10 protein-coding genes, 2 pseudogenes and 1 riboswitch are annotated in these 25,757 nt (G+C 52.8%); of the genes and pseudogenes, 9 read left to right on the top strand and 3 right to left on the bottom strand.

The annotated features are described in order from the left end of the window. The first annotated feature begins 43 nt into the window (after positions 1-43). From B5M42_RS13680 to B5M42_RS13660, 5 genes are all read left to right on the top strand, one after another. On the top strand, positions 44-1,405 hold the full coding sequence (locus B5M42_RS13680) for an ABC transporter substrate-binding protein (protein WP_134754602.1): 1,362 nt from the start codon (positions 44-46) through the stop codon (positions 1,403-1,405). A gap of 84 nt (positions 1,406-1,489) precedes the next feature. Continuing rightward, positions 1,490-3,259, top strand: a complete 1,770-nt coding sequence (locus tag B5M42_RS13675) for a sensor histidine kinase (protein ID WP_167690060.1) — start codon at positions 1,490-1,492, stop codon at positions 3,257-3,259. Continuing rightward, positions 3,234-4,820, top strand: coding sequence for a helix-turn-helix domain-containing protein (locus tag B5M42_RS13670; RefSeq protein ID WP_134754598.1), 1,587 nt, complete (start codon positions 3,234-3,236; stop codon positions 4,818-4,820). Before B5M42_RS13675 ends, B5M42_RS13670 begins: the two co-directional genes overlap by 26 nt. Before the next feature lie 100 nt (positions 4,821-4,920). Then, on the top strand, positions 4,921-6,693 hold the full coding sequence (locus B5M42_RS13665; protein ID WP_134754596.1) for a glycoside hydrolase family 2 protein: 1,773 nt from the start codon (positions 4,921-4,923) through the stop codon (positions 6,691-6,693). 164 nt (positions 6,694-6,857) lie between these two features. Continuing rightward, positions 6,858-12,413 (top strand): S-layer homology domain-containing protein, encoded by a 5,556-nt coding sequence (locus B5M42_RS13660; protein WP_134754594.1) that lies wholly within the window; start codon positions 6,858-6,860, stop codon positions 12,411-12,413. Between the two features lie 828 nt (positions 12,414-13,241). On the opposite strand, the gene B5M42_RS13655 is transcribed toward B5M42_RS13660, so the two are convergent. Both B5M42_RS13655 and B5M42_RS13650 read right to left on the bottom strand, forming a co-directional pair. Continuing rightward, positions 13,242-15,137 carry an ATP-dependent helicase gene (locus B5M42_RS13655; protein ID WP_134754592.1) on the bottom strand — a complete coding sequence of 632 codons (1,896 nt, stop codon included), beginning with the start codon at positions 15,135-15,137 and terminating at the stop codon, positions 13,242-13,244. A gap of 18 nt (positions 15,138-15,155) precedes the next feature. Then, entirely contained in the window at positions 15,156-16,973 is a 1,818-nt protein-coding gene (locus B5M42_RS13650) for an ATP-dependent nuclease (RefSeq protein WP_134754590.1), read from the bottom strand. 418 nt (positions 16,974-17,391) lie between these two features. Here B5M42_RS13650 and B5M42_RS13645 point away from each other — a divergent pair, with 418 nt between their 5' ends. Together B5M42_RS13645 and B5M42_RS13640 are read left to right on the top strand one after the other, a co-directional pair. Continuing rightward, the gene (locus tag B5M42_RS13645) at positions 17,392-17,682 is read left to right on the top strand and encodes a transposase (protein ID WP_230632897.1); all 291 of its coding nucleotides are present in this window, start codon (positions 17,392-17,394) and stop codon (positions 17,680-17,682) included. A gap of 14 nt (positions 17,683-17,696) precedes the next feature. Next, positions 17,697-18,566 (top strand): annotated as a pseudogene (locus tag B5M42_RS13640) (IS3 family transposase); the annotation flags it as partial. A gap of 155 nt (positions 18,567-18,721) precedes the next feature. Here the strand turns inward: B5M42_RS13640 and B5M42_RS13635 are convergent. Beyond that, positions 18,722-18,953: pseudogene (locus B5M42_RS13635) on the bottom strand (hypothetical protein); the annotation flags it as partial. A 377-nt stretch (positions 18,954-19,330) separates the two neighbouring features. On the opposite strand from B5M42_RS13635, the gene B5M42_RS13630 reads away from it, so the two are divergent. Both B5M42_RS13630 and B5M42_RS13625 read left to right on the top strand, forming a co-directional pair. Further along, positions 19,331-20,515 carry a pyridoxal phosphate-dependent aminotransferase gene (locus tag B5M42_RS13630; RefSeq protein ID WP_134750856.1) on the top strand — a complete coding sequence of 395 codons (1,185 nt, stop codon included), beginning with the start codon at positions 19,331-19,333 and terminating at the stop codon, positions 20,513-20,515. Between the two features lie 328 nt (positions 20,516-20,843). Further along, positions 20,844-21,039, top strand: a riboswitch (cobalamin riboswitch). A 177-nt stretch (positions 21,040-21,216) separates the two neighbouring features. Next, positions 21,217-25,710, top strand: a complete 4,494-nt coding sequence (locus B5M42_RS13625; protein ID WP_134750858.1) for an S-layer homology domain-containing protein — start codon at positions 21,217-21,219, stop codon at positions 25,708-25,710. The last annotated feature ends 47 nt before the right edge of the window (positions 25,711-25,757 follow it).

Below are 25,757 nucleotides of genomic sequence, written 5' to 3'. Positions count from 1 at the left end.
ACAACGTAGGGCAACCGCTTTCAACTATCAAGGAGGGGTATACATGAAAAGAAAATGGCTGTCGATCATGGCATCGACGGTAATTACGGCAGGACTTCTGGCAGGCTGCTCCGGCGGCAACGACACCGCATCATCGACCGCAAGTCCTGGAGGCAGCGCAAGCGCGTCGCCTGAGGCAAACAAACAACCGGTCACAATCAAATTCCTGGGCTGGGAGAAACCGGCGGTGTATCAGCCGGCGATCGACGCCTTCCAGCAAAAATATCCCGACATCAAGGTCGACTATCAGGCGCTGGTGGAAAACAATTCGAACGAAACGATCAAGAAGCTCGATCTGATGTCGGTATCGGGCGAAGACTTCGACGTGTTCACGCTGAATGGCGGTTCGCCGTTCACACAACGCGCAGCCAATGGCATGCTGGAGCCGCTCGACGATTATTTGGCCAAGGAAGGCGTCAAATACGAGGATGAATACAAGGCCGAGCAGCAAAAATATCAAGGCAAGCGTTACTCGCTGCCGGGCAAATTCGGTCCGTGGATGATTCTGATGAACAAGGGCATGCTCGATGCGGCCGGTCTGTCCGTGCCGACGAGCTGGACGTGGGACGATTTCCGCGATTATGCCAAAAAGCTGACGCATGGCGAAGGCGCAGCCAAGGTTTACGGCGCGCATTTCCATGAATGGAAGGATTACTTCCTGCTGGCGGCTTACAGCGGTTCGAAGGATCAAGGCATTATGAAGGACGACGGCGCTACGCTCAATGCCGACAACCCGCTGATGCAAAAATCGCTGGAGCTGCGCAACGAGATGGAAAAAACCGATAAATCGGCAACGCCGTACAAGGATGTTATTACGCAAAAAATTCCGTATCGCGACCAATATTTCCAGCAAAAAGCCGCGATGCTGCCAACCGGCCCTTGGATGGTCGCCGAAGCCGGCGGCACGGACAAAATCCCGGCGACGTTCGTCAGCGCCTTTGCCCCTTGGCCAACGAACAACAAGGGCGACGAGAACTACTCGTTCGGCAGCGCCGATCCGCTCGTGATGTACGCCAAGTCCCAGCATAAGGACGAAGCCTACAAATTCATGCGCTTCCTGTCCACAGAGGGCATGGTGCTGACCAAGCAGCTGTCGGCCTGGAAAAAAGCCGATCTGACCAAGGAAGTCGACCAAATCGTCGGCGCGACCAAATCGCCGGACAAAATCGACAAAGCCTCGCTCGTGAACACATTGCAAACGACCAAGCTGCCGAACGTCGCCGAGTCGCCGTCGTACGCTGCCGATCTGGAGAAAGCGTATATCGCCGAAGCGGAGAAATATATGCTCGGTGAAGCGGATATTGCAACGACGATGACCAACATCAAAACGAATCTCCAGAAAATTATTGATGCCAATAAAAAGTGATATTCGTTTATAATAAAAAGGGGAATGCCCGCAAGGCTTCCCTTTTTTGCTATTGTGCATCAAGCTGGCGGAGGAGACGAAGTTATGAAGATTCCCGTATTGGGCTGGAGACAAAAATTGATCGTCACCTCGCTGCTGTGCCTGGTGCTGCCTTCTTTGATCACGCTGATTTTGACCGGCGTGTATACGAAGGACGAGCTGCGCAGCAAAGCGTCGGCCAAAGCGGAGCAGGCAATGGGCGTGGCCGATTTATACGTGTCCAATCTGATCAGGGATATGATCAATGCGTTTAACGGCATCCAGTACGACAGTGAAATGATTACTTACTTGCGGGTCGCCTACAATAAATACAGCAGCAGCGAGCCGCACGACATCGATTTTTTCTCCTATAAGCAGATTGCGGAGAAGCTCGATCATCTGAGCTTTTTCGGCGGTCAGACGTATATCACGATCATGCTGCCGAACGGCCTGCTGATTACGAATTATTCCACCTATAATAACGATATGAGTTCATTGTACGGACAAGGCTGGGTGCGTCAGCTGCTGGAATCTCCGGTCAATACGACGTTCTGGACCGGGCTGCAGCCCAATTACATCCGCTTGGACGCCGACCGCAACCCGAATCTGGTGACGATTGCGCGCACGTTCCAGTTGTATGCCAACAGTCCGAACGCGCTGATTATTCTCAGCAAGCCGGAGGAGCAATTCCGTCAGGTATTCGCGCAATACGCCGCCGATCCGCTGCTGATGCTGGTCGATCCCGGCGGCACGATCATCTCGCATACGGATAAGGATCAAGTCGGGCTGCAGCTGCGCGATACGATGCAGGAGACCGATTCGGATGTCGTCAAATGGCAAGGCCAGGAGTACATCTCCACGACGCGGACCTTGTCTTATGGCGTCTGGAGCTTGCGCAGCCTGACGCCTTCGCGCAGCGTGACGGCCCGCATCAGCAACCTGTTCAACTACGTGTCGATTTTGCAAATCCTGTTTTTCCTGCTTTTTTCGCTGGTGCTGTTTTATTTGCTGCGTCAGCTGACCAAGCCGATCATGCGGCTGTCTCGAACGGCCTCTAAGGTGGAAATGGGCGATCTTAATGTCCGGTCGCACGTATCGGGGGATGATGAAATCGGTCATCTCGGTCTGGCCTTCGACCGCATGCTCGATCAGGTCAAAGCGATGATCCGGCAAGTCGAAACGGAGCAGAACCGCAAGCGAATGGCTGAGCTGGAGCTGCTGCAGGCGCAGATCAATCCGCATTTTTTGTTCAACACGCTGAATTCGATCCGGCTGCATGCACTTCTCAAGGAAGAGGAGGAAATCGCCGCGACGATCGGTTCGCTGTCGACACTGCTGCGGATGACGATTAACCGCAACAACGAATTCGTGCCGCTGCACGAGGAAGTGGACACGGTCGAGCAGTATATGCGGCTGATGAATTTCCGTCATCAGGATCACGTCCGGTTGACGACGAATCTGGCGTCGGACACGCTCTTGGAGTGCATTCCGCGTTTTACGCTCCAGCCGTTGATTGAAAATGCCTATATTCACGGTTTGCAGCAGAAAAACGGCGAAATTTCCATCTCGGCCTGGCGTCGCGCCCACCTGCTGGTCATTCGGATTGCCGACGACGGCGTCGGGATGACTGCGAGCAAGCTGCTGGAGGTGCGTCAGGGCAGTCCGATTTCCGGGATCGGCATTAAAAATGTTAATGAGCGATTGAAAATTATTTACGGGGAGCCCTACGGGATGGAGCTGGAGAGCGCTCCCGGTCAGGGATTGGCCATCACTTTGACGATTCCGTTGAACGGAGGGAAGGAGAGCGCGCATGTACAAGGTCATACTGGTGGATGACGATGTGGCCGTACTGGAGTTTCTCGGCAAGCTGATTCCGTGGAGCCGGCTCGGCTTCGAGCTGACCGGATCGTTTACAAACGCGATTGACGCGCTGAAAGCCTGCGAGGGCCAATGGCCCGAGCTGGTCATTACCGATATCGGCATGCCGGGCATGGACGGCTTGACGCTGATTCGCATGCTGCAGGAGCGCGGAGCGCAAAGCCGGTTTGTTATTTTGTCGTGTCACGATGAATTTCAATATGCCCAGCAGGCCGTGCAGCTTGGCGTGCAGGATTACATGCTCAAGGAAACACTGGACAAAACCAGCATGATCGGCATTGTCGAGCGGGCCAAATCGCGCGTTGACGCGGATTTCCGCCACAAGCTGGAGGTCCGGCGGCTGAGCGTCGAGGCGTTGAAAAGCAAAGCGGCGCTCAAGGAAAAATGGCTGCGCGAGCTGCTGTCCAATCCCGTGCTGGAGGAAAGCGCGCTGCTGGAATCGTTGGGCGTCTACGGATTAAATGCGGGCTTGGGTCATTTGATTCCGGTCGTGTGCCGGATTCATCGCTTTCAAGCAGCGATTGAGCGCTACGAGAAGGAAGAGAATCTGAAGTTCGTCCTTGAAAATGCAGCGGAGGAGCTGCTGAGCGGCGAGCCGGACATGATGTTCATCAGCTATTCGCCGCAGGTGTTTGTGCTGCTGCATGCCTTCCGCAAGGATCTCAAGTCGAATCCGTACGATCGGCTCGCCGAGGTTTGCAAGCGAATGCAAACAGCCTTCGCCAAATATCTCAAGCTGGAGCTGTCCGTGCTGGTTGGGCTGGCCGTGACGAGCGCGGAGGGGCTCAAACGGCAGCTGCCGGAGCTGCTGGAGGCGTCGGAGACGTTTTTTTATGCCAAAGCTCCCGATATTCACCGCTTTACGGGCGCCGCGGCACCGGTGGAGCTGGAGGATTTGTTTACGCCTTATCCCGAATTTGCCGAACGCTTCAACCGGCTGCTGCTCGGCGAAGGCGGAGAAGCCGAAGCCGTCGTCGACGCCTTGATGGACAGCTTTGCCGAGCGGAAGTATCCGCCGTCGGACGTGAAGCAGTTCGTCTGGAAGCTGGCGCTCGATTTGCAGCTCAAGCTGCGGTTCCGCAGGCAATTTGATCATGAAAAAGGCCAACAGCACATCACGCAAACGTCGAATATCAGCGAACTGCGCGACTGGTTGCTCGGGTTCATGCACGAGGCGGTCAAGCAAGCCGAGCTGATTGCCCGAAAAAGCAAAAAAACCGAGGTCATCGATGCCCAGAAGTATGTGCAGCTCAATTTGAGCCGCAAAATTACGCTGGAGGAGGTGGCTGAGCTGCTGCATTTGAACGCCAGCTATTTCAGCCGGCTGTACAAGAAGGAAACGGGCGAAAATTTCATCGAATATGTGACCCGCATGAAAATGGAAAAAGCGCGCGAGCTGCTGGGCGAGCCCGGCAAAACGGTGGAAAAGGTCGCCGAACAGCTCGGCTATGACAATAAAAGCTATTTCGTCAAGCTGTTCAAGCAGCATTACGGCATGGCGCCGAGCCGGCTGATGTAAAAATAATTTGCGGATTGGTCAAATTCGAAGCTTTTGCTTGCGGCAGCGAAGCGGTTAAATAAAAGAGCTTGCACTTTTTGTCTGCAAAGGAGCTGCTTTTATGACCAAGGCTAATAACTACGACGACGCGATTCATAACGAATCGTTTGAAGCGCCATATCTGACGAAGCGAATTACGCACCGCAGCATGATTTACGACGCGGGGCGGCGCAAGGAGAGCCTGAGCGGCTTCTGGAGCTTTGGTATTGACCAGTATGATACCTGTCTGCGGGCCAAATGGTTCGAAGAGAAGTATCAGGATGCGGAGGGCCGCTACCATCCGATGGATTTCAGCTTTGACGAATGGGAGAAGATGCCGGTTCCTTCCTGCTGGAACACGCAGCGGGAGCGTTATTTTTTATATGAAGGCAGCGCTGTGTATACCCGGACGTTTCTCTACATCAATCATGGAGAGGAACGCGTATTTCTCAAATTCGGCGCGGTCAATTACGACGCCAAGGTGTTTTTGAACAAGCAGTATTTAGGTTGTCACAAGGGCGGTTCGACGCCGTTTTATATCGAGGTAACGGAACAGCTTCAGGAGAATAACCGGATTCTTGTCGTGGCTAACAATACGCGCAAACGGACGAATGTGCCGTGCGAGAATACGGACTGGTTCAACTACGGCGGGATATATCGAGATGTCGAGCTGATTCGGCTGCCGAGCTCGTTTATCCGGAAGTTTACGATCGGGCTTGTGCCTGACGGCAGCTTCTCGAAGCTGGCGGTGGAGCTGGAGGTGGACGGCCCGCAGCGGGACGGTCAAGCGATTGTGGCGATTCCGGGTCTGGAGCTATACCGCACGATCGAGCTGCGCGACGGCAAAGCCTTGGCGACGATTGAGGCGAAGCCTGAGCTATGGAGCCCGGACCATCCGCGGCTGTATGAGGTTACGGTGGAATACGGTCAGGACGTGATCAGCGAGTGGATCGGCTTCCGCGAGATTCGTACGGAGGGACAGCGGATGATGCTGAACGGCCAACCCTTGTTCCTCAAGGGCATCAGCGTGCATGAGGAAAGCGTGGCCAACGGCAAGGCGATGAGCGACGAGGAGATTATTGAAAATTTTACGCTCGCCAAGGAAATGAACTGCAATTATTTGCGGCTGGCGCATTATCCGCATACGGAGCGGGCGGCGCAAATCGCCGACGAGATGGGGCTTTTGCTGTGGGAGGAAATTCCCGTGTATTGGGCGATCGAGTTCGATAACCCCGAAACCTATGCAGACGCGGAAAATCAACTGACCGAGCTGATTCAGCGCGATAGCAACCGGGCGAGTGTGATCGTCTGGTCGGTCGGCAATGAAAATGCCGATACGCCGGCGCGGCTGAACTTCATGAGCTCGCTGGCCCGCAAAGCCAAGGAGCTGGACCCGACGCGGCTGGTGTCGGCGGCGTGCATGCTCGACCATACGAATCACATCATCAAGGATCGGCTGGCCGACTATCTGGATGTGATCGGAGCGAACGAATATTACGGCTGGTATCAGACGAATTTCGACAATCTGGTGCAGCTGTTCGACAACAGCAAGCCCGACAAGCCGGTAATCATTACAGAGTTTGGCGCCGACGCCAAGGCCGGCCATCGCGGTACGGTGGACGAGAAAGGGACGGAGGATTGCCAGGCGGATATTTACCGCAAGCAGGTGGATGTGCTGGGCCGCATTCCGTATGTGCAGGGCGCGAGCCCGTGGATTTTGTATGATTTCCGTTGTCCGCGCAGGCTGCATCCGGTCACGCAAAATTACTACAACACGAAGGGGCTTATGTCGGAGGACAAGAGCCGCAGGAAGCTGGCTTTTTACATCATGCAGCAGTTTTATCAGGATAAATAACAGGGATGGGCGGCTTGCCGCTCGTCTTTTTTTTTCTCCGGGCGCAAAGGGTCAAAATAATTTGAAAATAGTCAAAACCCGAACTTCAGCAAGCGTGGTACAACTTGCTACTATTCAATTGTAAGCGTTTATCATCACGCATTTTACTGACATAGGAGGACATTATGCTGAAAAAAAGTGTATCCGGTATCCTCGCCTGGATGTTGATTATCGGCCTGTTCGCTGTTGAGCCGGGCCCGGTCGTGTCCGCATCCGGTTCAGGCGGTCAAGCATCGGTTTCAACCGATGTTTACGCGGCAGATGCAACAGCCGTTTCGGTGGATCTGGCTTGGGCGGATGTGCCCGGTGCTGAATGCTTCAACGTCTACCGCGCCTCCGGGAGCGGCGGGCCTTACGTCAAGGTCAACGGCTCTGCGGTCGCGTCCAGCAGGTTTACGGACAGCGGGCTGAGCGCCAATACGCGGTATTATTATAAGGTGGCTGCGCTGAACGGCGGAACGGAATCCGCGGCTGTGGAGGGTTCGGCGTTGACGCAGCCCGACTTTGGACCGAACGTATACGTGTTCGATCCATCGACGCCTGCCGCGGATATTCAACAGGTCAGCGACCAGCTGTTCGCTCAACAGGAGACGAACCAATTCGGCAGCCAGCGTTATGCGATGCTGTTCAAGCCGGGCACGTATTCGACCAACATTCGCCTTGGCTTTTACACACAGGTAGCGGGTCTCGGGATGCTGCCCGACGACGTGACGTTTAACGGCGGCGTGGCCGTCGATGCGAACTGGCTTCCGCCGCATAATGCCACACAAAATTTTTGGCGTTCGATTGAGAATTTCGCCGAGGTTCCGACGAGCGGCAATATGCTCTGGGCGGTATCGCAGGCGGCATCGATGCGGCGCATCCACGTCAAGGGAGGCTTGACGCTGCACGATCAGGGAGGCTGGGCCAGCGGCGGTTATTTGGCCGATTCCATCGTGGACGGCACGGTCGTGCCGGGCTCGCAGCAGCAGTGGTTTTCGCGCAACAGCCAATGGGGCAGTTGGAACGGCTCGGTGTGGAACACGACGCTGCTCGGCAGTGTGAACCCGCCGGCAGAGAACTATCCGACCAATGCGTATACGGTCATCGACCGCACGCCGGTCATTCGGGAGAAGCCGTTCCTGATCTTTGATGGGGCGGCCAAGCAATATCGGGTGTTTGTACCCGACATGCAAACGAATACGAACGGCGCAAGCTGGGCCGGGGGCGCGCCGGCAGGAACGCTGCTGTCGCTGGAGGATTTTTTCGTAGCCTATCCATCGACTCCCGTCAGCACGATCAACGCCGCGCTGAGCCAAGGCAAGCACCTGATGCTGACGCCGGGCGTGTACCATATCAGCCAGCCGATTCAAGTGACGAACCCGGATACGGTCGTGCTTGGTCTGGGGCTTGCAACGCTTCACGTCGATAACGGCAATGCCGCGCTGCAGGTGGCCGATGTGGATGGGGTGAAAATCGCCGGTTTGCTGTTCGAAGCCGGAGCGGTCAACTCGCCGGTGCTGCTGCAGATTGGCGCGAAGGGCAGCTCGGCTAGCCATGCCGCGAACCCGACCTCGTTGCAGGATTTGTATTTCCGGGTCGGCGGCGATGCGCTCGCGCTGGCGGACGTGTGCGTCGAGATCAACAGCAACAACGTGATCGGCGACCATTTCTGGGTTTGGCGCGCGGACCACGGAACCGGGGCAGGCTGGAACTCCAACCTGACGGTGAACGGCGTAGTGGTCAACGGGAACGATGTGACCTTCTATGGTTTGTTCGTCGAGCATTTCCACGAGTATCAGACCGTGTGGAACGGCGAACGGGGCAAGATGTACTTTTATCAGACGGAAATTCCTTACGATGTTCCCGATCAGGAAAGCTGGATGAGTGCGAACGGCACGGTGAACGGATACGCCTCGTATAAAGTGGCCGATACGGTGACCCAGCACGAAGCTTACGGGCTTGGCTTGTACTCCTTCTTCCGCGATGCGGAGGTGAAGCTGGATCATGCGATTGAAATACCGGACGTGCCTGGCGTCAAAATTCATCATGCTACGACGGTATTCCTCAACGGCTACGGCGAAATCACCCATATTGCCAACGCCACGGGCACGGCTGTCAAAAAAGGCACGATGCGCACGACGATGACCGACTACGTGCCAAGAACGACCGCCAGCATCCAGGGCGTTAGCGCCACGACGCTGTCCGGTACGGCCCCCGTGCTGCCCGATAGTGTGACGCAGACCTTTACGGACGGCACGAGCAAGCTCGCGCATGTGGTCTGGGACGCGATCAGCGGATCTGCTTATGCAGCGCCGGGCAGCTTTAGCGTGGACGGGACAGTGGACGGCAGTCCGATCCGGGCGCAAGCGAGCGTGACCGTTGTCCAGCGTCCGGCCGTGACGGTGGGAGCGATTGCGGTCAGCGGCGCAGGCGGGGCTGCAGCTATCGCGGTCAAGGGCGGCACGCTGCAAATGATCGCCGACGTTCAGCCGGCCAATGCCGACAACCGGACGGTCAACTGGTCCGTCACCGATCTGTACGGCCTGCCTACCGACAAGGCGACGATTAGCGCGGACGGGCTGCTGACGGCGGTCAAGGACGGCAAGGTGCGAGTGGTTGCAGTTGCCGGCGATTACAGCGGCGTGAAGGGCGAAGCGACGATCACGATCAGCGGACAAATTACGAAGACGCGGTCCATAACCGTCTCCGGCGCAGGTCAAGCGTCTGTGATCGCCGTCAAATCCGGGACGCTGCAAATGAGTGCAGACGTCAAGCCGACTGACGCCGACGATCCGTCGGTCACCTGGTCGGTTGTGAACACCGACGGCTCGGCAACGGATAAAGCGGCGATCAGCGCTGCAGGCCTGCTGACGGCGAAGAAGGACGGCGACGTGAAGGTGGTCGCCACGGCGAACGACGGCTCCGGTGTAACAGGAAGCCGTACAATCAGCATTGTCGGACAATCGACGATATTAGGCACAGGCTGGTCGTGGATCAGAGAGAGCAAGGCCGATTGGTCGCTCGACGCTGCCGACGGAAGCATCATGAAATTAAGGACGATCGAGGGAAGCTGGGGCGGCTCGAAGCCAAGCAACATTTTGCTCCGCGACCCTGGCACGACGGGCGACATCGCCATTACGACCAAACTGAAATTCGCTGCGTCCACCAACTTTGAATGGGCAGGCTTGATCGTCTATACGGATGACGGCAATCTGATCTCTTTGGGACGTTCGGCGGTAAACCAAATCCGTTTCTCGCAGGTGAAGAACGGTACGCAAACGGATAAAAACTATGCGGACCCGACCGTTCCCGGCGACATTTATTTGAAAATCGGCAGAGTCGGCACCGTCTATTCCGGCTATTACAGCACGGACGGCACGACCTGGACGAAGGTGACAGATACGTTCAACATCACGCTGGCGAATACGAAGGTCGGCATTTTTACCAGAAAGCTGAATACGGCCATTCCGCAAAAGATTGGCGAATTTTCCAATTTTACCTTGAACGGCACCGCCATTCCGTACTGGAATCCGGTTGCTTCGATTAATGTAACAGGGGATAGCGGCGCAACCGCCATTACGACAAGAGGCGGAACCCTGCAAATGGCCGCAGAGGTTCTGCCGATTGCCGCGGATAATAAAACCGTCGTTTGGTCTGTGATCGGTGGTGGCGCGGCGACGATCAGCCCGAGCGGGCTGTTGAGCGCGAGTGGAAACGGAACGGCGACCGTGGTGGCAACAGCCAGCGACGGCTCCGGTGTGACGGGTAGCCTGACGATTACCATTACCGGCAATGCGGCGATGCCAAGCATCGATACGCAGCCAGCGGACCGGACGGTCCAGCAGGGCGACAGCAGCCCGACGCTCGTCGTTGCGGCGACAGCCAGCGACGGCGGCGCGCTGAGCTACCAGTGGTACAGCAAGGAACTGGCCGGCAACAGCGGCGGTACGCCGATTAGCGGGGCAACGGGAGCATCGTATGCGGCTCCGACGAACGTTGTCGGCACGACGTACTATTACGCGATTGTGACCAACGGCAGCGGCAGCGATGTGCAATCGGTGGCGACAAGCGCGGCGAAGGTAACGGTGAACGCGCTGATCCGCTTCGAAAGCAACGGCGGCACGGCTGTGGACAATCAAGCGGTTGCAGCCGGAGGCACGATTGCTCCGCCTGTGTCGCCGACAAAGCCCGGATATACGTTTGCCGGCTGGTACGACGACAGCGGGTTGACGCATGCTTTTGATTTTGACACAGTTGTTTCCGATAGCCTGCAACTGTATGCGAAATGGGCATCTTCGATGAACCTGCTTGCCGATCTGTCCGCGGATCAAATCTCGATAGCGCCGGCCTTCTCGGCATCGGTATTCGATTATACAGTCAACGTGGACCATTCGGTGACAAGTCTTGACCTGCTGTTCACCAAGGGAGACTCGCTTCAAACGCTCGCGGTGACGGGTGCGACGCTCCATAACGCGACGGGGAATGTGGAGGCATATACGGCTTCCAATTTGAGCCTTGGCTCGAATCTGATTACAGTCGTGTTGACCGCGGAGAACGGCGCGACAAACACGTACACCGTGACCATAAATCGCGGACTGAGCAGCAACGCCGACTTGAGCGGGCTTACGCTTGCCGGTGTTACGCTGAATCCGGCATTCGCTGCAGCAACGACGGCGTATCAGGCCAAAGCCGTGAACACGGTGAGCCGCACAGCGGTAACGGCTACTGCGGCCGATCCGAACGCGACCCTTACGGTTAACGGCCTCGCTGTGACGAGCGGACAGCCAAGCGGCTTGATTGCGTTGAATGTCGGTACGACGAAGATTACGGTAGTCGTGACAGCACAGGACGGTACGGTGAAAACGTACAGCGTAGCAGTTACGCGGGCGGCGTCCGGCCAAGACGCGGGCGGAGCGACACCAGGCACGCCGGGCAGCGGGACGGGTTCGGCGAATGAGCCGACAGCACCCGGCGGACCCGATGCGCCGACAGATCCGGTAACGACGGAGCCTGTTAACCCGGGTAGCGGCTCGGAGCCGCAAGCGCCTGCAGTGCATCCGTTCCGGTCGTCGGCTGTAAACGGAGAAGATGTGGTGCGCGTTGTCAAAAACGCCATTGCCCGGGCGCAAGACGTGAACGTGTCGTTTACGGATACGTCTGGCCACTGGGGACAACCCGATGTGACGAAAGCCGTCAAGCTGAGCATCGTCGAGGGCTACCCGGACGGTTCGTTCCATCCGGATGAAGCGGTGACGAGAGCTGAGTTTGCCACAATGGTATATCATGCGTTTGGTCTGGAGAAGACAACGACGTCTGCTGCGTTCGGGGATACGGCGACGCATTGGGCTTCCGGCTACATCAGCGCGCTGGCGGCGGTCGGCATTCTGAACGGCTACGACGATGGCAGCTTCCGTCCTGACGCGACGATTTCCCGGGCGGAGATGGTGACCATTTTTGCACGAATCTTAAATATGGAATTGATGGCTGAGGGTACCGCAGGCGGTTTTGCCGATGTGGATAACGCTTATTGGGCAAAGGATGCCATCCAGCAGGCTTTGGCGGCCAAGCTGGTTGAGGGGGTAACGGCGACGACGTTTGCTCCGCAGCAAAGCGCCACGCGCGCGGAAGCGGTCACGCTGCTCCTTCGTGCTTTGCAAAGCGATAGCTCGGTCAAGGAGCTGCTCGCAGGCTTGGAATAAGGATACTGCGGTGAATGCCGCAGGAAGAACGAAAGGGCTCGCATATGCGGGCTCTTTTGTTTTACAAAAAAACTTTTGATTCGACAAAGTTCGCTAGAGTCAAATGGCGGGAGATGCTGTATAGTTTTGTAATATATATTTTAAAGTGTGGAGGTGCGCAATGCCGAGGTTTTGGTCGAGGTTGATGGTTTTGATCCGTTGAGCTTGAATTTATATACGTATGTAAATAACAATCCGGTATTCTGTTTTTTACGAGGTAGATTTGAAAACACGGGAATCAGCAATAAATCGGCTTGAATGTCCACCTTCGAAAATAAAAAAAAGGTGGACTTTTATAATCCTGTTTATATTTGGAGAAATTATCCTGTTCGTTCTTAAAGTAAGGAATGATTCATGAAATGTTTATTGTCGCTTTTGGGTAAGCACTACAAACAAAGTCAAGTCCATTGATCAGCATTGCTGATCAGGTTTGTACGTTTCATGAAGCGTATTGGAAAGATATGTTTCAAGTTGCATAATTGCATTTCCCGTCTGCGCTCATCTTGTCGATACAAAACAATATTGAGAACTCTTCGATAGCTATGTTATACACCAGACTTTTTCGGAAATCCGGTCTATTATCAGAACGAAGAGGTGAGTGCGCCAGAGCCCCTTCGAAGTTGAGCTACTCTATTGTGTTAGCGTAATTCTTTACTGTGATATGGTTCCCGTACCATCCCAAAGGCGAAATTCATGCACCACTACACTTAGAAAACGAATCTGCATTATCACGAAGTTTAAGGGACCTGAGAAGATACCCGTCATTTCTTCGTACATATTCAATCTGTCCTATTCTTTAGTTAAACCCATTTCTTCTATAAACTGAGATGGAGCATGATTAATAATACTAAACCTTGTTTGTTTTTTATTTGTGTAACTAATGAACAATCTTTTTTTAGCGCGTGTTATTGCTACGAAACAATTTCTTCGCTCTTCTTCGAGTTTTCTCTGTTCTTTTTCTGCACGATAATCTGGAAATACGCCTTGGTTTAATGTGACTAGAAATACAAAATCATACTCTAGTCCCTTGGCTGCATGTCCTGTTAATAATGAGACACCATTTGTGCTACCTATATTTTTAGGGGATAGATTTATATATGCTAAAAAATCACCCAAACCGTAATCTTCATCATCCCTCTCCTTCTTATAAAGCCTTAAAAACTCATTCAACCGTTTGAAATCTTCAGTAACATCCTTTGAATAATCTTGAACTGAATCATTCCCAGCTATCAGTTTAAATAGGTTTTCTAAATATGAATCAAAGTTTTTCTTGTCATTAATTAATTGAAGCAACTTCTTAGATAGCTCGCCCTGGTACTTCTCCAAGTACCTAATAAATCTCATGAAATATGTTTCATTTGTTGTTACTAATGCTAAATCATCGATACTTATACCAAAATAATTACACAATTTCTTTATGTGTAGCCTGTCTTCTTCATTAAATACCGCTTGTAAAATATGCACAATCGTTTGAATTTCTTGAGTAGCAAAGCGTTCATCAGTCTTCGCTATTTGATATGGAATTCTTTCTTCTTTTAATTTCTGCTCAAATGCATCTAAAATAAATTTGTTCCTTCCGATGATGCAGGTCTCATCATATGACTTGAGTTCTTTAATTCTTTCGACCACAGAGGTTACTTCATCTATGGGAAGATCATACTCCTCCAAAGAGATTGCATTCCCCGTAGTCTCTTTATTGGCATTTAAATCCCTTTTATCATTAAAACGATGAATATTGATTCTGATAAGTCGATTTGCAGCGTCCAAAATTTGTTTTGGACAACGATAATTTTCAAACATTTGTAAAATGGTCGCTTCCTGCTGTTTTACAAACTGCATGAGGTACTCAAACCTTGCATCATTCCATTCGTAGATTAATTGATCTTCATCAGCAACAACAAAGACATTTCTATAATCTGTTCCACAGAAAGCCTGTATTAATTCAAACTGGGCCTTATTCGTATCCTGTGCTTCATCAATTAGTAAGTATTTATACACTGAACGAAATTGTTTACTTATAAATGGTTTATCTTTGAATAACTTATAGGTAAGGAAAAGTAAATCTGCGAAGTCAACTACATTGTTGGACCTTAATTTTTTGTCATATAGTTGGTACACAACCTGCAGTTCTTCTCTATTCTCGATCTTCAAATCACGAATGTTTTCTGGAGATATTAATCTATTCTTCATTTTAGATATTACAGCAAATAATTTAGCCGCATTGCCTCGCAGGAACTCGTCATTGTTATAGCTGGAAAGAATTCTATTTGTAGATATATCATCTAGTTGAAGTTGCTCGCTTATAGCCTCAATTAGTAATTGAATGTAATCTGCATCCTTTTCATAAATCGTAAACTCATTACTAATACCAATATAGCTTCCATATTTCCTTAAAACATCTGAACAAAAGCTGTGGAACGTACCTATAAAAAGCCTTTTTACTTGATCACCAACAAAGTTCTCAACTCGTTCTTTCATTTCATTGGCTGCCTTTGTTGTAAAAGTTAACGCCAATATTTTGTATTTTTCATTTGGTGATTCTAATAATAAGTGAGTAATCCTTCTAGTTAAAATTGTTGTTTTTCCAGAGCCAGGGCCTGCAATAACCAATAGGGAACCTTCTTTATGACTAACGGCACCTCGTTGTTGTTCATTTAGTCCTCTAAATATATCGTCTTTATTCATGTAATTTCATTCACCCTCTCATGTGGTAATGGCCTGAACCCTTTCAAATACCTTTTTCAATTCTGGATGCAAATCAATTCTCGTGTTTATGATATGCTCAGCAACATACTCACCAAAGTTTGTCTTTTTCCTACGATCAATAAATTCATTAATAAGTTCTTTGCCATTCAACTCAATACCTTTAGCTCTTTCAGCTTTTTGGAATATTTCTAAAGCCTTGTGTCCATATTTCTTTGTAATTATACTAATCAATACTTCTTCTCCAAGCCAATCAATATAAAACTTTTCAAAGTCTTGTCCATCAGGTAAAAATATTACGTTATTATCAAAATCGTCACCAGTAAAGCCATTGGAGAACACTGCTTCTCGAACCGTTTCCTTTGTATCGACTTCAGCGTCTGAAAAAATAATCCAAGGTATATTTAACGCTTTGGTGCTCGCAATTTTTAGTATGTTAGAATACGCCTGTCCATCACAAGATATAATTGAAACTCCATATCTACCAAGTGATTTTCCAAGATAATATTGACTTATCATTTCAAAGAAAATTTTCTCGCTATCTCCCTCGCACATCAAAAAAACTGAAGAAAAAAGCAGCTCTGTGTTCTTAAATTGGACATATCTTTTTAAAAGATGCATGTCTTCAGTACCAAAAAAAGCCTGTTTTTCATATGCTACTTCAGGTAACCCGTACTTAAATTTGAAGTGGTCTTTAAATTCTGGTATTCTCCTGACGTGTGAAACTCCACCTATATTACTAAAGAGTATGTAATCATAGATACCCGCTTGATCAACAACAAAGGGGGAATGAGTGCTGATAATCTTTTGACCTTTCATTGTTGATAATTGGTCAAACATAGCTCTTTGTGCATGCGGATAAACATGCGCTTCTGGCTCCTCAACACCGATAATCGGTGTGGTTTCCGAATTTTCAACTAATTCAGGAAGCAATAGTACTAAATATGCATGAAATATGGTCAACGTCGCAATGTTCTGTGTTCCCATACCATGCCTTTCAATCGGTAGTGAGATATTCGAATTGGCTGTTTTCAGATATAAATTCAAGCCATCCAAAAGTTCCCAGGTGCGTCTGGAAAAGACTTGAAGGAAAATACTATCAGATTCCTCGCTAATTTTAATACTTTTTTGAATATCTTTTAATTTGTCTACCAAGTCATTTAATTTGGGCTCACTTTGAAGAAGAAGCTTGTCGAGCATAGTAATTAATCTATTAATCTTCTTTTCTTTGCTCGAATAATCTACTGAACGTTTTATTTTCCCCCAGTATGAGGCACGGTTACTAATTTCTCTTTTTATATCTCTTAACGTCTCCAAGTAGAAGTAAGGAAAGAATGATATATGCTCTTTTTTGACCCCCGTACTTCTCCCGATAATAGGATTATCATTGAAATCAAGAAATATTCTCGTTTCAACATATTTTCCACTTTCACTATTGTAACCGTACTGATACTTTAATCGAATATATTTAATAGGCTCTTCATCTTCTTTAACCAGATCTTGTTCATACTGAATTATACCATCAAAGGTCTGAAGAGTTGTTTCTGAAAATCTATCCTCGGACAAGTATCCCTCATAAAAATCTAAAACAATTTCAATTGGTAAGGCTGTTTTTGGATCAAAGCTACTAGCATTTTCGACATAAAAATCATCTTCTTGAGGTGTGCTACTCTTATAACCTATTGCGAAATTCAACGCCTCGAGAAAGGAAGTCTTCCCACTATTGTTTGGACCAATAAGAACGTTCATTTCTCTTAGCCTTAGATCAATATTTTGAAGGCTTCTAAAATTTTTGATTCTTACTCGACTAATATACACATTATTCCCCCATTCTTAGATAGAGAAGGCATCTAACAATAAATACCTATAGTATATACTTAAAACCTATTTTTTTGTTAATTTCTCTATTCTACCCGTTGAATTCCATCTCAAGTCTAATCCTGCACTTGCCAAGTCTACAGCTATATTTTCACTTAATAAAGAGGAGCTTTCAGGTCAACCGACAGCAAGGACGGATAACGATTGAAAGCATCGTCGCTCAACCTTACCGCATTCTTTTTCCCTGCGGGTGTAGTTGGGCAACGTGTAACGTTGCAGCAAGCACTGAATTTGGATGGCCACCAAATTCGCTTGTTAGGGGCGAAGCCCCTAATACCCTGGAGTGCTACGATAAAAATGCAGTCGAAAAACACCCTCGTATGAAATAAAATGAAAACTAACGAGGGGACGGGAGAGAATGAAACGCTACGACAAAACATTCAAAGAAGAAGCCGTAAGATTGAGCGATGAGATGGGGCCCAAGAAAGCCGCCGAGCAATTAGGCGTATCCTACTATACCTTGCAGGAATGGAGAAAGCGAAGAACCCTGCACGGCGACGGAGCGCATATCGGGAGCGGACGCGCTTATGCAGCTGCCGATAAGACAGCACGTGAAATTGAATTGGAAAGAGAAATCGGCGAGCTGCGCCGCGCGAATGACATTCTCAAGGACGCCCTCGGTTTTTTCGCAAAAGACCGGAAGCGGTAAAGGCATGCCAGTTCTATACGTACATCCGTGAACGACGGGATCGATGGACCGTCAAGGAGATGTGCGAAGTACTTGCGGTCAGCGAATCCGGCTATTACCGTAGCTTGAAGCCTACACCCAAACAAGAGCGGCAGCAACGCCTTCTGGTCCACATCAAAGCCATCATCGATGAGCATGAAGACAACCGGAATTGCGGTGTCCGGCGTATTCGGCTGGCGCTGTCACAAATCGAGATCACGACTAGCTACAGCACGGTCTATCGAATCATGAAGCAGCACGGACTGCTCAGGAAAGGCAAACGTCATCCAAAAGGTCTGACACGCGAGGATGCCACGGCTCCAAAGAGCGAGAACCTGATCCACCGAGACTTCAGCGCCTCCGCACCCAATCAAAAGTGGCTATCGGATATCACCGAAGTCCCTTGTTCCGACGGCAAGCTCTATCTGTGCGCGGTACTGGACTGTTACAACGGAGAGATCGTGGGCCTTGCTATGGACGACAATATGCGCAAAGAACTGTGCATCCAAGCTTTCGAGAACGCCTGCAAGGCAAGAAATGCGCGCGGAATGATCTATCACAGCGACCGAGGTAGCCAGTTCACGAGTCAGGCATTTCGAGCGTGTCTGGCTAAACGAGGCGCCATTCAAAGCATGAGCGGCACAGGGCGCTGCTATGACAACGCAAGAATGGAAAGCTTCTTTGCTACGCTAAAGAAAGAAAAGCTATATAAGATCAAAACCGAGCAATATCCGATGGCGCATATCCAATCGATCATCTTCAGATACATCATGGTCTACTACAACAGGCGGCGGATCTACACCACGAATCCAGGGGGCTGGCCCCCTGCTATTTATCGCGAGAGAATGCTGGCACAAGCAGCATAGTAACGGGATTTCTGCATGAGTGTGTTTTCAAACTGCACTTTTCTTGACAACTCCACAACTTTGATTGGCTACATGCCTCTCAAGGCTTCCTTTATGGACAGGGCCACCCAGTACTGAATGAACACCCATCATTCAACAAATAACCTTGCGTTGCATTAAGCAGGTTGATTATGGTTAGATATCGCCATGATTGACCTGTTTTTGTTGTAGTTAGCCCGACTATTAATATTGTCAGGACTTAGAAGTCGAGTACCCAATGTACTATGAATACGATGCTTTTGGAACCAATTGGTTGACAAACTCGGTCTTGGTAATCGTAAAGGTCGCTTCTGCCACTGTATTGTCATAGGGATAGCCTTTCTTGATGAGAGATCGACCGATTTCAAACGGCGAAGTCTCAATTTCGAGCTTGAGCATGCGATGTACGACCATTACGGTTTTGCCAAGCGGGCTTATGTGTTTTCCAAAGAATTGTAGTTGGGCTCCCAGCACGAAATGGCCCCGCCAGCCCAGATCCTTTACGCTGTTAATAAAAATGATTGCCCTGCCAATTTCTGTATATTATAATGGCGGAAGTATGCGCATTTGTAAAACTGAAACCGCATTCAAGCGGCTGATGATAGCCAGTTGGGGGCGTTTTGGAGTATGATGGAATCGATGGCTGCCTGTACAGGCGGCAGGTCTGCGGAAGTAGGGATCGGCACAGGGAGAAGCGTTGATCGATCAGATGCAGCAGCTCATTTTACACAGTCCGTGGAGGTTTTATGGGAACGATTTCACACAACATCGCGAGCAGTCTGGAAAAAGGTTCATGGATTCGCAAGCTGTTTGACGAAGGCGCCCGCTTGAAGGGCATGTACGGCGCAGACGCCGTGTTTGATTTTTCGCTCGGCAATCCGATTGTGGAGCCGCCGGAGGCGTTCGCCCGTGCGCTGCAGGAGGTTATGCAAGAGGAGGCCAAGGGCAAGCATCAATACATCCCCAATCAAGGTTTGGTGGAGACGCGTGCCAAGGTTGCGGATTTTATTAACCAGCGGTTTCAAACCCGGCTTACAGCGGCTACCGTAGTGATGACGGTGGGAGCGGGGGGCGCGCTGAACGTCGTGCTCAAAAGCATTCTGGAGCCGGGCGAAGAAGTTGTCGTGCTGACGCCTTATTTTGTCGAGTATGATTTTTATGTAGCCAATCATGGCGGGGTTGCGGTGCATTGTCCGCTGGCGGAGGACTTTTCGCTGGATTTTGCGGAGCTGGAGCAGGCGATTACGGCACAAACGAAAGCGGTGCTGGTCAATACCCCGCACAATCCGACAGGGACGATGCTCAGTCAGGAGCAGTTGAACCAGCTCGGGGCGCTGCTGGGGGAGAAGGAAAAGCAGTTTGGCGGCACGATCTATATGGTGTACGACGATCCGTACAGCCAGCTTGTGTATGAATCGAATCCACCGAATCCGTTTGAGGCTTACGGACGGACGATTCTGGCCAGCTCCTTCAGCAAGGATTTGGGCATCGCGGGAGAGCGGATCGGTTATATCGCTGTCGAGCCTGCGGTGGAGGACAGCCAACTGCTGACGAGCGCTTTCGTCTTTTGCAACCGGACGTTAGGATTTGTGAACGCGCCAGTAACGATGCAGCGGGTTATTGCGCGAATGGATTCGCTGGTGACGCCGCAGTTGGAGTACAAGCAGCGACGCGATTTGATGGTCGATGTGCTGCGCGATGCAGGGCTGTCGTTTATCGTGCCGCAGGGCGGATTTTTCGTCTTCCCGAAGGCGCCGATTGCCGATGATGTGGCGTTTTGCCTGCAAGCAGCGCAGGATTTCCGCCTGCTGCTGGTGCCGGGCAGCGGGTTTGGACGCGCCGGTTATTTCCGACTGAGCTATAGCGTGCCGCTGGAGCAAATCGAGCGCTCTCGCGACGTGTTCAAGCAGGTTATGGCGGTCTATCAATAAATCAACGGACATCGGTTCCGCTAGGCGTGGACCAGGCCAAGCAAGGAGCTGCAGAGGCGATTCTGCGGCTCTTTTTGCTGCTGCCGAGACTGCGTATGAGCGTAACGGAGAGCGTTTCTATTCGCGGGCGATGTGTGCTCAGGAAGCGCGAGCAAGCCGGAAAGCTGCTCGGCGAAATCGAGTTTCTATTCACGGGCAGCACGTGCGTGGGAAGGCCCGGAGCCAACAAGCTACAGCAAGAGCAGATAGAGTTGTCCGCGTCCGGATTTGTCGAATTTTCATAGACGCTTGCCCATATTCATGGTATGATACGCTAAGATATTTGACTAATTTCATAGGAAAAACAGGTGTCGGAGCTATGCCTCCGACGAAGAGGGAAACCGGTGGAATTCCGGTACGGTCGCGCCACTGTAAGCGAGGAGTCCCCTGCACGATGCCACTGCGATTCGGTTTGCGAAAAGCGGGAAGGCGCAGCGGGATGTGGAGACGCAAGTCAGGAGACCTGCCTGTTTTTTTCGCCGATGGAACCTACGCGAGATAGGGGGGTGAAGGGTAAGCGGATCAGTCTGCGCTTGTAGCAGGAGCTGTTCGGCTTGCTGCTGGTTTGTACATTCCTGTATTTCCCAAATGAAAGGCATCCTTCGGGATGTCTTTTTGTGTTGCGGCGGTTGAAGTGGGATAGAAAGAGGAGGAGAATTTCAATGAAAACATGGCGATCTCGCCAAATGCACATGAGCAGGCTGCTGGTCTGGCTGCTCGTGCTGGCGCAAATGACAGTCGGTCTGGCCGCTGCGCCTGCGGTTTATGCCGATAGTCCATCTCCGACAAGAACGGTCACGCTTCCGCAGGTGATCGACGAAGCTGCGGATTGGATCGTTAGTCAAGGTCCGGTTACCGACGACTGGTATGCGTATACGCTGGCGTCGGCCGGCAGAACGGTGGAAAGCGGCTATTTGACGGCAGCTTCCGCCCGTGCGGCAGCTTATACGAATCAAACGATGCCGACGGCGTATGCCAAAACGGCGCTTGGCGTCAAGGCGGCTGGCGGCGACCCGGCAGCGATCGGCGGCGTCAGCTTGCTGGAGCCGATCTACAGCCGCAGCGATTTGCCTGCACAGGGCACAAATGCGGTCATTTACGGGCTGCTTGCGCTGAGCAGCGGCTCCTATTCGATTCCCGGCAGCGCGCCGTGGAACGGAGACAAGCTCGCCGACTGGCTGACGGCTCATCAGCGCACCGACGGCGGCTGGGCGTTGTTTGAGTCCAGTCAAGCCTCCGACGTTGATTTGACAGGAGCGGCCTTGTGGGCGCTGGCGTCTTATAAAGAGCGCAGCGGCGTTGCGCAAGCAGTCAACAAGGCGGTATCCTGGCTGGCGGCACAGGAGCTGGACAATGGCGATTTGACTGCCGACCGCAGCAATAGCAACAGTCTGGCGATGATGGTGCTGGGATTGTCGAAGCAGCAAAAAGACAGCCGCCAAGGCAGCTTCGTCAAAACCGGCGGCGATCCGGTTGCCGCGTTGCTGCGTTATATGAACGGCGACGGAGGCTTCGCCTTCAAGACCGGCAATGCGTCCGACGGCTTCTCGACGTATCAGGCGATGCTGGCGTTGATTGCTTACAATACGCTGACGGGCGGGCAAAGCGGCACGTTTGAGGTGCCGTTGGCAAGCGGGAACACGAGCGGTAAAGCAGCGGTGACCGTTCATATCGAGAAGCCGGGAGCAACAATGGCTGCCGGCGCGGAGCTGGCTAGCACGCCGCTTGAGGCGATGCAGCTGGTAGCGGCGCGCAACGGATTGGCCGTGACGACGAGCGAAAGCCCGTTTTTTGATGTGACGCAAATCGGCGATGTGGCCAAGTACGTCAATGGCCCCGCCTACTACTATTGGGGCTTTAATATCAAGCGTAACGGACAGTGGACGGACGATTGGGACTGGAAAAACACCGCGCTTGCGCCTGGTGACGAAATCGCCATTTTCTACGGCCCATACGGCGCTTCGGCGCTGCTCGACAGCATCGAGCTGAATCCGGCTGCGCCGAAAAATCAGGAGCCGTTCACCGTAAAGGTGACGCAATTCAGCGGCGGCCAGTCGGTGACTGCAGCGGTATACGTGCAGATCGGCGATCGCAAGGTGTGGACCGATGCTTCGGGCGTTGCGGCATTTCCGGAGGGCCTGACGGTCGCGGATAGCGAGATTCGGGTCAGCGGCGCGCTGGTGGACGGCTTCCCGACCGTCATCAGCGGTACCCGCAAGCTGCCGCCGAACGTCAAGGTGCGGGTGGAAGGCCCGCAATCGACGTTGCATGAAACGGCGGCCGAACGGGGCACGAACGTGTTTGAGGCCGTTGCGAATACGGTAACGAGCGTTGTGTATACGAACGGAATGTTTTTCAGCGTTGACGCCATCGACGGGGTGACACCTTCCGGTTATAACTGGTGGGGCTTTGCGCTCAAGCGCGACGGCGCCTGGCTGCCAACGGATGCATGGAACAAAACCAGCGTGCGCGAAGGTGACGAGGTAGTCGCCTATTACAGCGGTATGGATACGCAATTGGTCAGCAGCATCGCTACTGTACCGCTTGTGCCCAAGGCCGGCCAAAGCTTTGCCGTCAAGGTGAAGAAGCAGGACTGGCAGGGTATTGCAACCGGAGCTGCAGGCGTTTCTGTGAAAATCGGCAGCGTGACCAAAGTGACGAATGCCGACGGACAAGCGGTGTTTGACGGTTTGCCGGCAGGAGCGTATCCCGTCGAAGTGACCGGCTATCGCAGCGATGACGCTCCAACCGTCGCCCGGGCGTTGTCCAGCGTCACGATAGCGCCGGCAGCGAGCGGCCAGCAGCCGCAGACGGCTGCGGTGACGGTGAGCGTACACGGCGGAGCCGTCCGCGGGGAGATCCTGACTCCGCGCAGCGTGGAGTATACGAGCGGTGACACAGCCTATTCGCTGCTGGTCAAGGCGCTTGGCGCTGATCGGGTGGAGGCGTCGGGCTCGGGCGCCAATATTTATGTCAGCGGCATTGACGGCTTGTATCAATTCGATAACGGGCCGAAGAGCGGCTGGATGTATGCGGTCAACTGTACATTCCCATCGCAAAGCGCAGGCAGCTACACGATGCATAACGGCGACAAGCTGGCTTGGCGCTACACGTTGAACAACGGCGACGATGTGAAGGCGGTACAGCTGCCGGGCTGCGGCGCGCCCGGGGCGTCGTCACTGATCACGGAGAACAAAACGCCGCTTCAACCGATTGACGATGCGGTAAAAGGGTTAGGCATATCGTACGACAACCGCAAGCCGGCCAGTCTCCAAGAGTCGTCGCTGATCATTCAAAATGCCGGCGCCAAAATGGACGCAACGGCGGTGCAGAAGCTCAAGGAGCTGATCGCGTCCAATGCGGTAGAACTGAACGCCGCGGTTGATGCGGCTGCCGGCGCAACGCTTGGCGACGCAAGCGAAGAGATCAAGCTGAGTATTCCGGGCAATGCGCTGGGTGCAAGCCGTACGATCTCTGTGCAAAAGCTGAAGCCGGACGCCAGCCGCAGCGAGCTCGTTTCTTCCGTCTTTGAATTTGGTCCGAGCGGCACGACCTTCGACAAGCCGGTCTATCTGGCGATCAAAGCGCCGGTCGATACGGACAAGCCGGAGCAGCTGGCGCTGGTGTGGCTGGATGAAACGACAGGACAATGGATTCCGATTCCGGCGGTGCTGGATGCGCAGACAGGCGTATTTACCGGGATGGTGAATCATTTTACGAAATTTGCCGTTATTGATAAAACGAAGCTGGAACCGACGGTCAAAACGCAACCCGTCGACGTGGCTTCCGCTGTGCAAGCTGCCGCCGATTACGTGTCGGGGCACGAGTCGTTGAGCGACTGGGAAGCGTACGGTCTGGCGGCTGCTGGCCGCAAGGTGCCTGACTCTTACTTGAGCGGCGTGGAAAAGCTGCTGCAAGACAAGTCGGGGGCGCTACGCAACGTTACCGATTACGAGCGGCTGGCCATAGGCGTGCAAGCCGCCGGCGGTGATCCGAAGGATGTAGCCGGGTACGATTTATTCAAGGCGATTTTCAATAACGAGCGGATGACGATTCAAGGGACGAACGGGCCGATTTTTGCGTTGCTGGCGGCAGCGAACAGCCGTTACGCGATTCCGGGCGATAGCGTCTGGACGGAGGCGAAGCTGCTGGATTGGCTACTGGCGCAGCAAAACAGCGACGGCGGCTGGCCGCTGGCTCCGGGCGACGGCTCGAACGTCGACTTGACGGCGATGGCGCTGGCGGCGCTCGCGCCGTATCAAGAGCGCAGCGGTGTGGAAGCGGCAACCGGGCGGGCGCTCGGCTGGCTGTCGGCGCAGCAGCAGGCGGACGGCGGGTTTGCCCTTGGCGGCGAAGCGAACAGCGAAAGCGCGGCGCAGGTGCTGCTGGCGCTGACGGCGCTGAAGCTGGACGCCGCAGGCGACGCCCGTTTTGTGAAGAACGGGGCGAATGTGGTGAAGACGCTGCTGGGCTATCAGCAGGCGGACGGCGGGTTTGCGCACGCCATCGGTCAGCCGTCGGGGGGGATTTCCACCGAGCAGGCGCTGCTGGCGCTGGCCCAATACGCCAAGCTGACCGGCCAGACGGTGCCGGAAGCAACGTATGCCGGCTATGCTGACGGCGGGGACATTTCATCATGGGCAACCGATTATGTGCGCAAGGCGACGATCTTTGGACTGATGCAGGGTATGGAGGGACGCAAATTCGCACCGCAGGCAACGTTAACGCGCGCGCAATTCGTTGCGATGATGCTCCGTCTGGAAGGCGAAGCGCCGTCGGCTGCCGGAGCCGTGCAAACATTTATTGATGTTCCGGCCGATAGCTGGTATTTTGGATATATCGAAAAAGCTCGGACGCTGGGCCTGGTAGACGGTCTTGGCGACGGCACATTTGCTCCGAACCGGGCAGTCTCGCGTCAGGAAATGGCGCTGGTGCTTTCCCGCACTTTTGCGCTGACGACGCCGGCTCCGACGGGTGAGCCGCCGTTTCGCGATTTGAGCGAGGCGCTGCCGGATGCCGTATCGGCGATTGGTGCCGTGTACGCCGGCGGTTATATGGAAGGGGACGAGCAGGGACGCTTCCTGCCGCGCGCTTCCGTAACGCGGGAAATGGCCGCGGCTGTCGTGGTGCGGGCTTACGAGAAGCAGCAGCGCTAGGCTGTCAGGCTAGAGCAATTATACGTTTTATGGCGAAGGGCCCCCGG

This window comes from Paenibacillus athensensis, from assembly GCF_004514475.2.
In the GTDB taxonomy this organism is placed as follows: Bacteria; Bacillota; Bacilli; order Paenibacillales; family NBRC-103111; genus Paenibacillus_AL; species Paenibacillus_AL athensensis.
Note: the sequence above shows the minus strand (reverse complement) of the source record. Positions and strands in the feature narration are given on the sequence as shown.

What these genes read in the sequence shown, in the direction of transcription:
- B5M42_RS13645 (WP_230632897.1), top strand. Translation starts at nt 17,392, where the DNA reads ATGAAACGCTACGACAAAACATTCAAAGAAGAAGCCGTAAGATTGAGC.
- B5M42_RS13665 (WP_134754596.1), top strand. Translation starts at nt 4,921, where the DNA reads ATGACCAAGGCTAATAACTACGACGACGCGATTCATAACGAATCGTTT.
- B5M42_RS13670 (WP_134754598.1), top strand. Translation starts at nt 3,234, where the DNA reads ATGTACAAGGTCATACTGGTGGATGACGATGTGGCCGTACTGGAGTTT.
- B5M42_RS13680 (WP_134754602.1), top strand. Translation starts at nt 44, where the DNA reads ATGAAAAGAAAATGGCTGTCGATCATGGCATCGACGGTAATTACGGCA.
- B5M42_RS13675 (WP_167690060.1), top strand. Translation starts at nt 1,490, where the DNA reads ATGAAGATTCCCGTATTGGGCTGGAGACAAAAATTGATCGTCACCTCG.
- B5M42_RS13655 (WP_134754592.1), bottom strand. Translation starts at nt 15,137, where the DNA reads ATGAATAAAGACGATATATTTAGAGGACTAAATGAACAACAACGAGGT.
- B5M42_RS13625 (WP_134750858.1), top strand. Translation starts at nt 21,217, where the DNA reads ATGAAAACATGGCGATCTCGCCAAATGCACATGAGCAGGCTGCTGGTC.
- B5M42_RS13630 (WP_134750856.1), top strand. Translation starts at nt 19,331, where the DNA reads ATGGGAACGATTTCACACAACATCGCGAGCAGTCTGGAAAAAGGTTCA.
- B5M42_RS13660 (WP_134754594.1), top strand. Translation starts at nt 6,858, where the DNA reads ATGCTGAAAAAAAGTGTATCCGGTATCCTCGCCTGGATGTTGATTATC.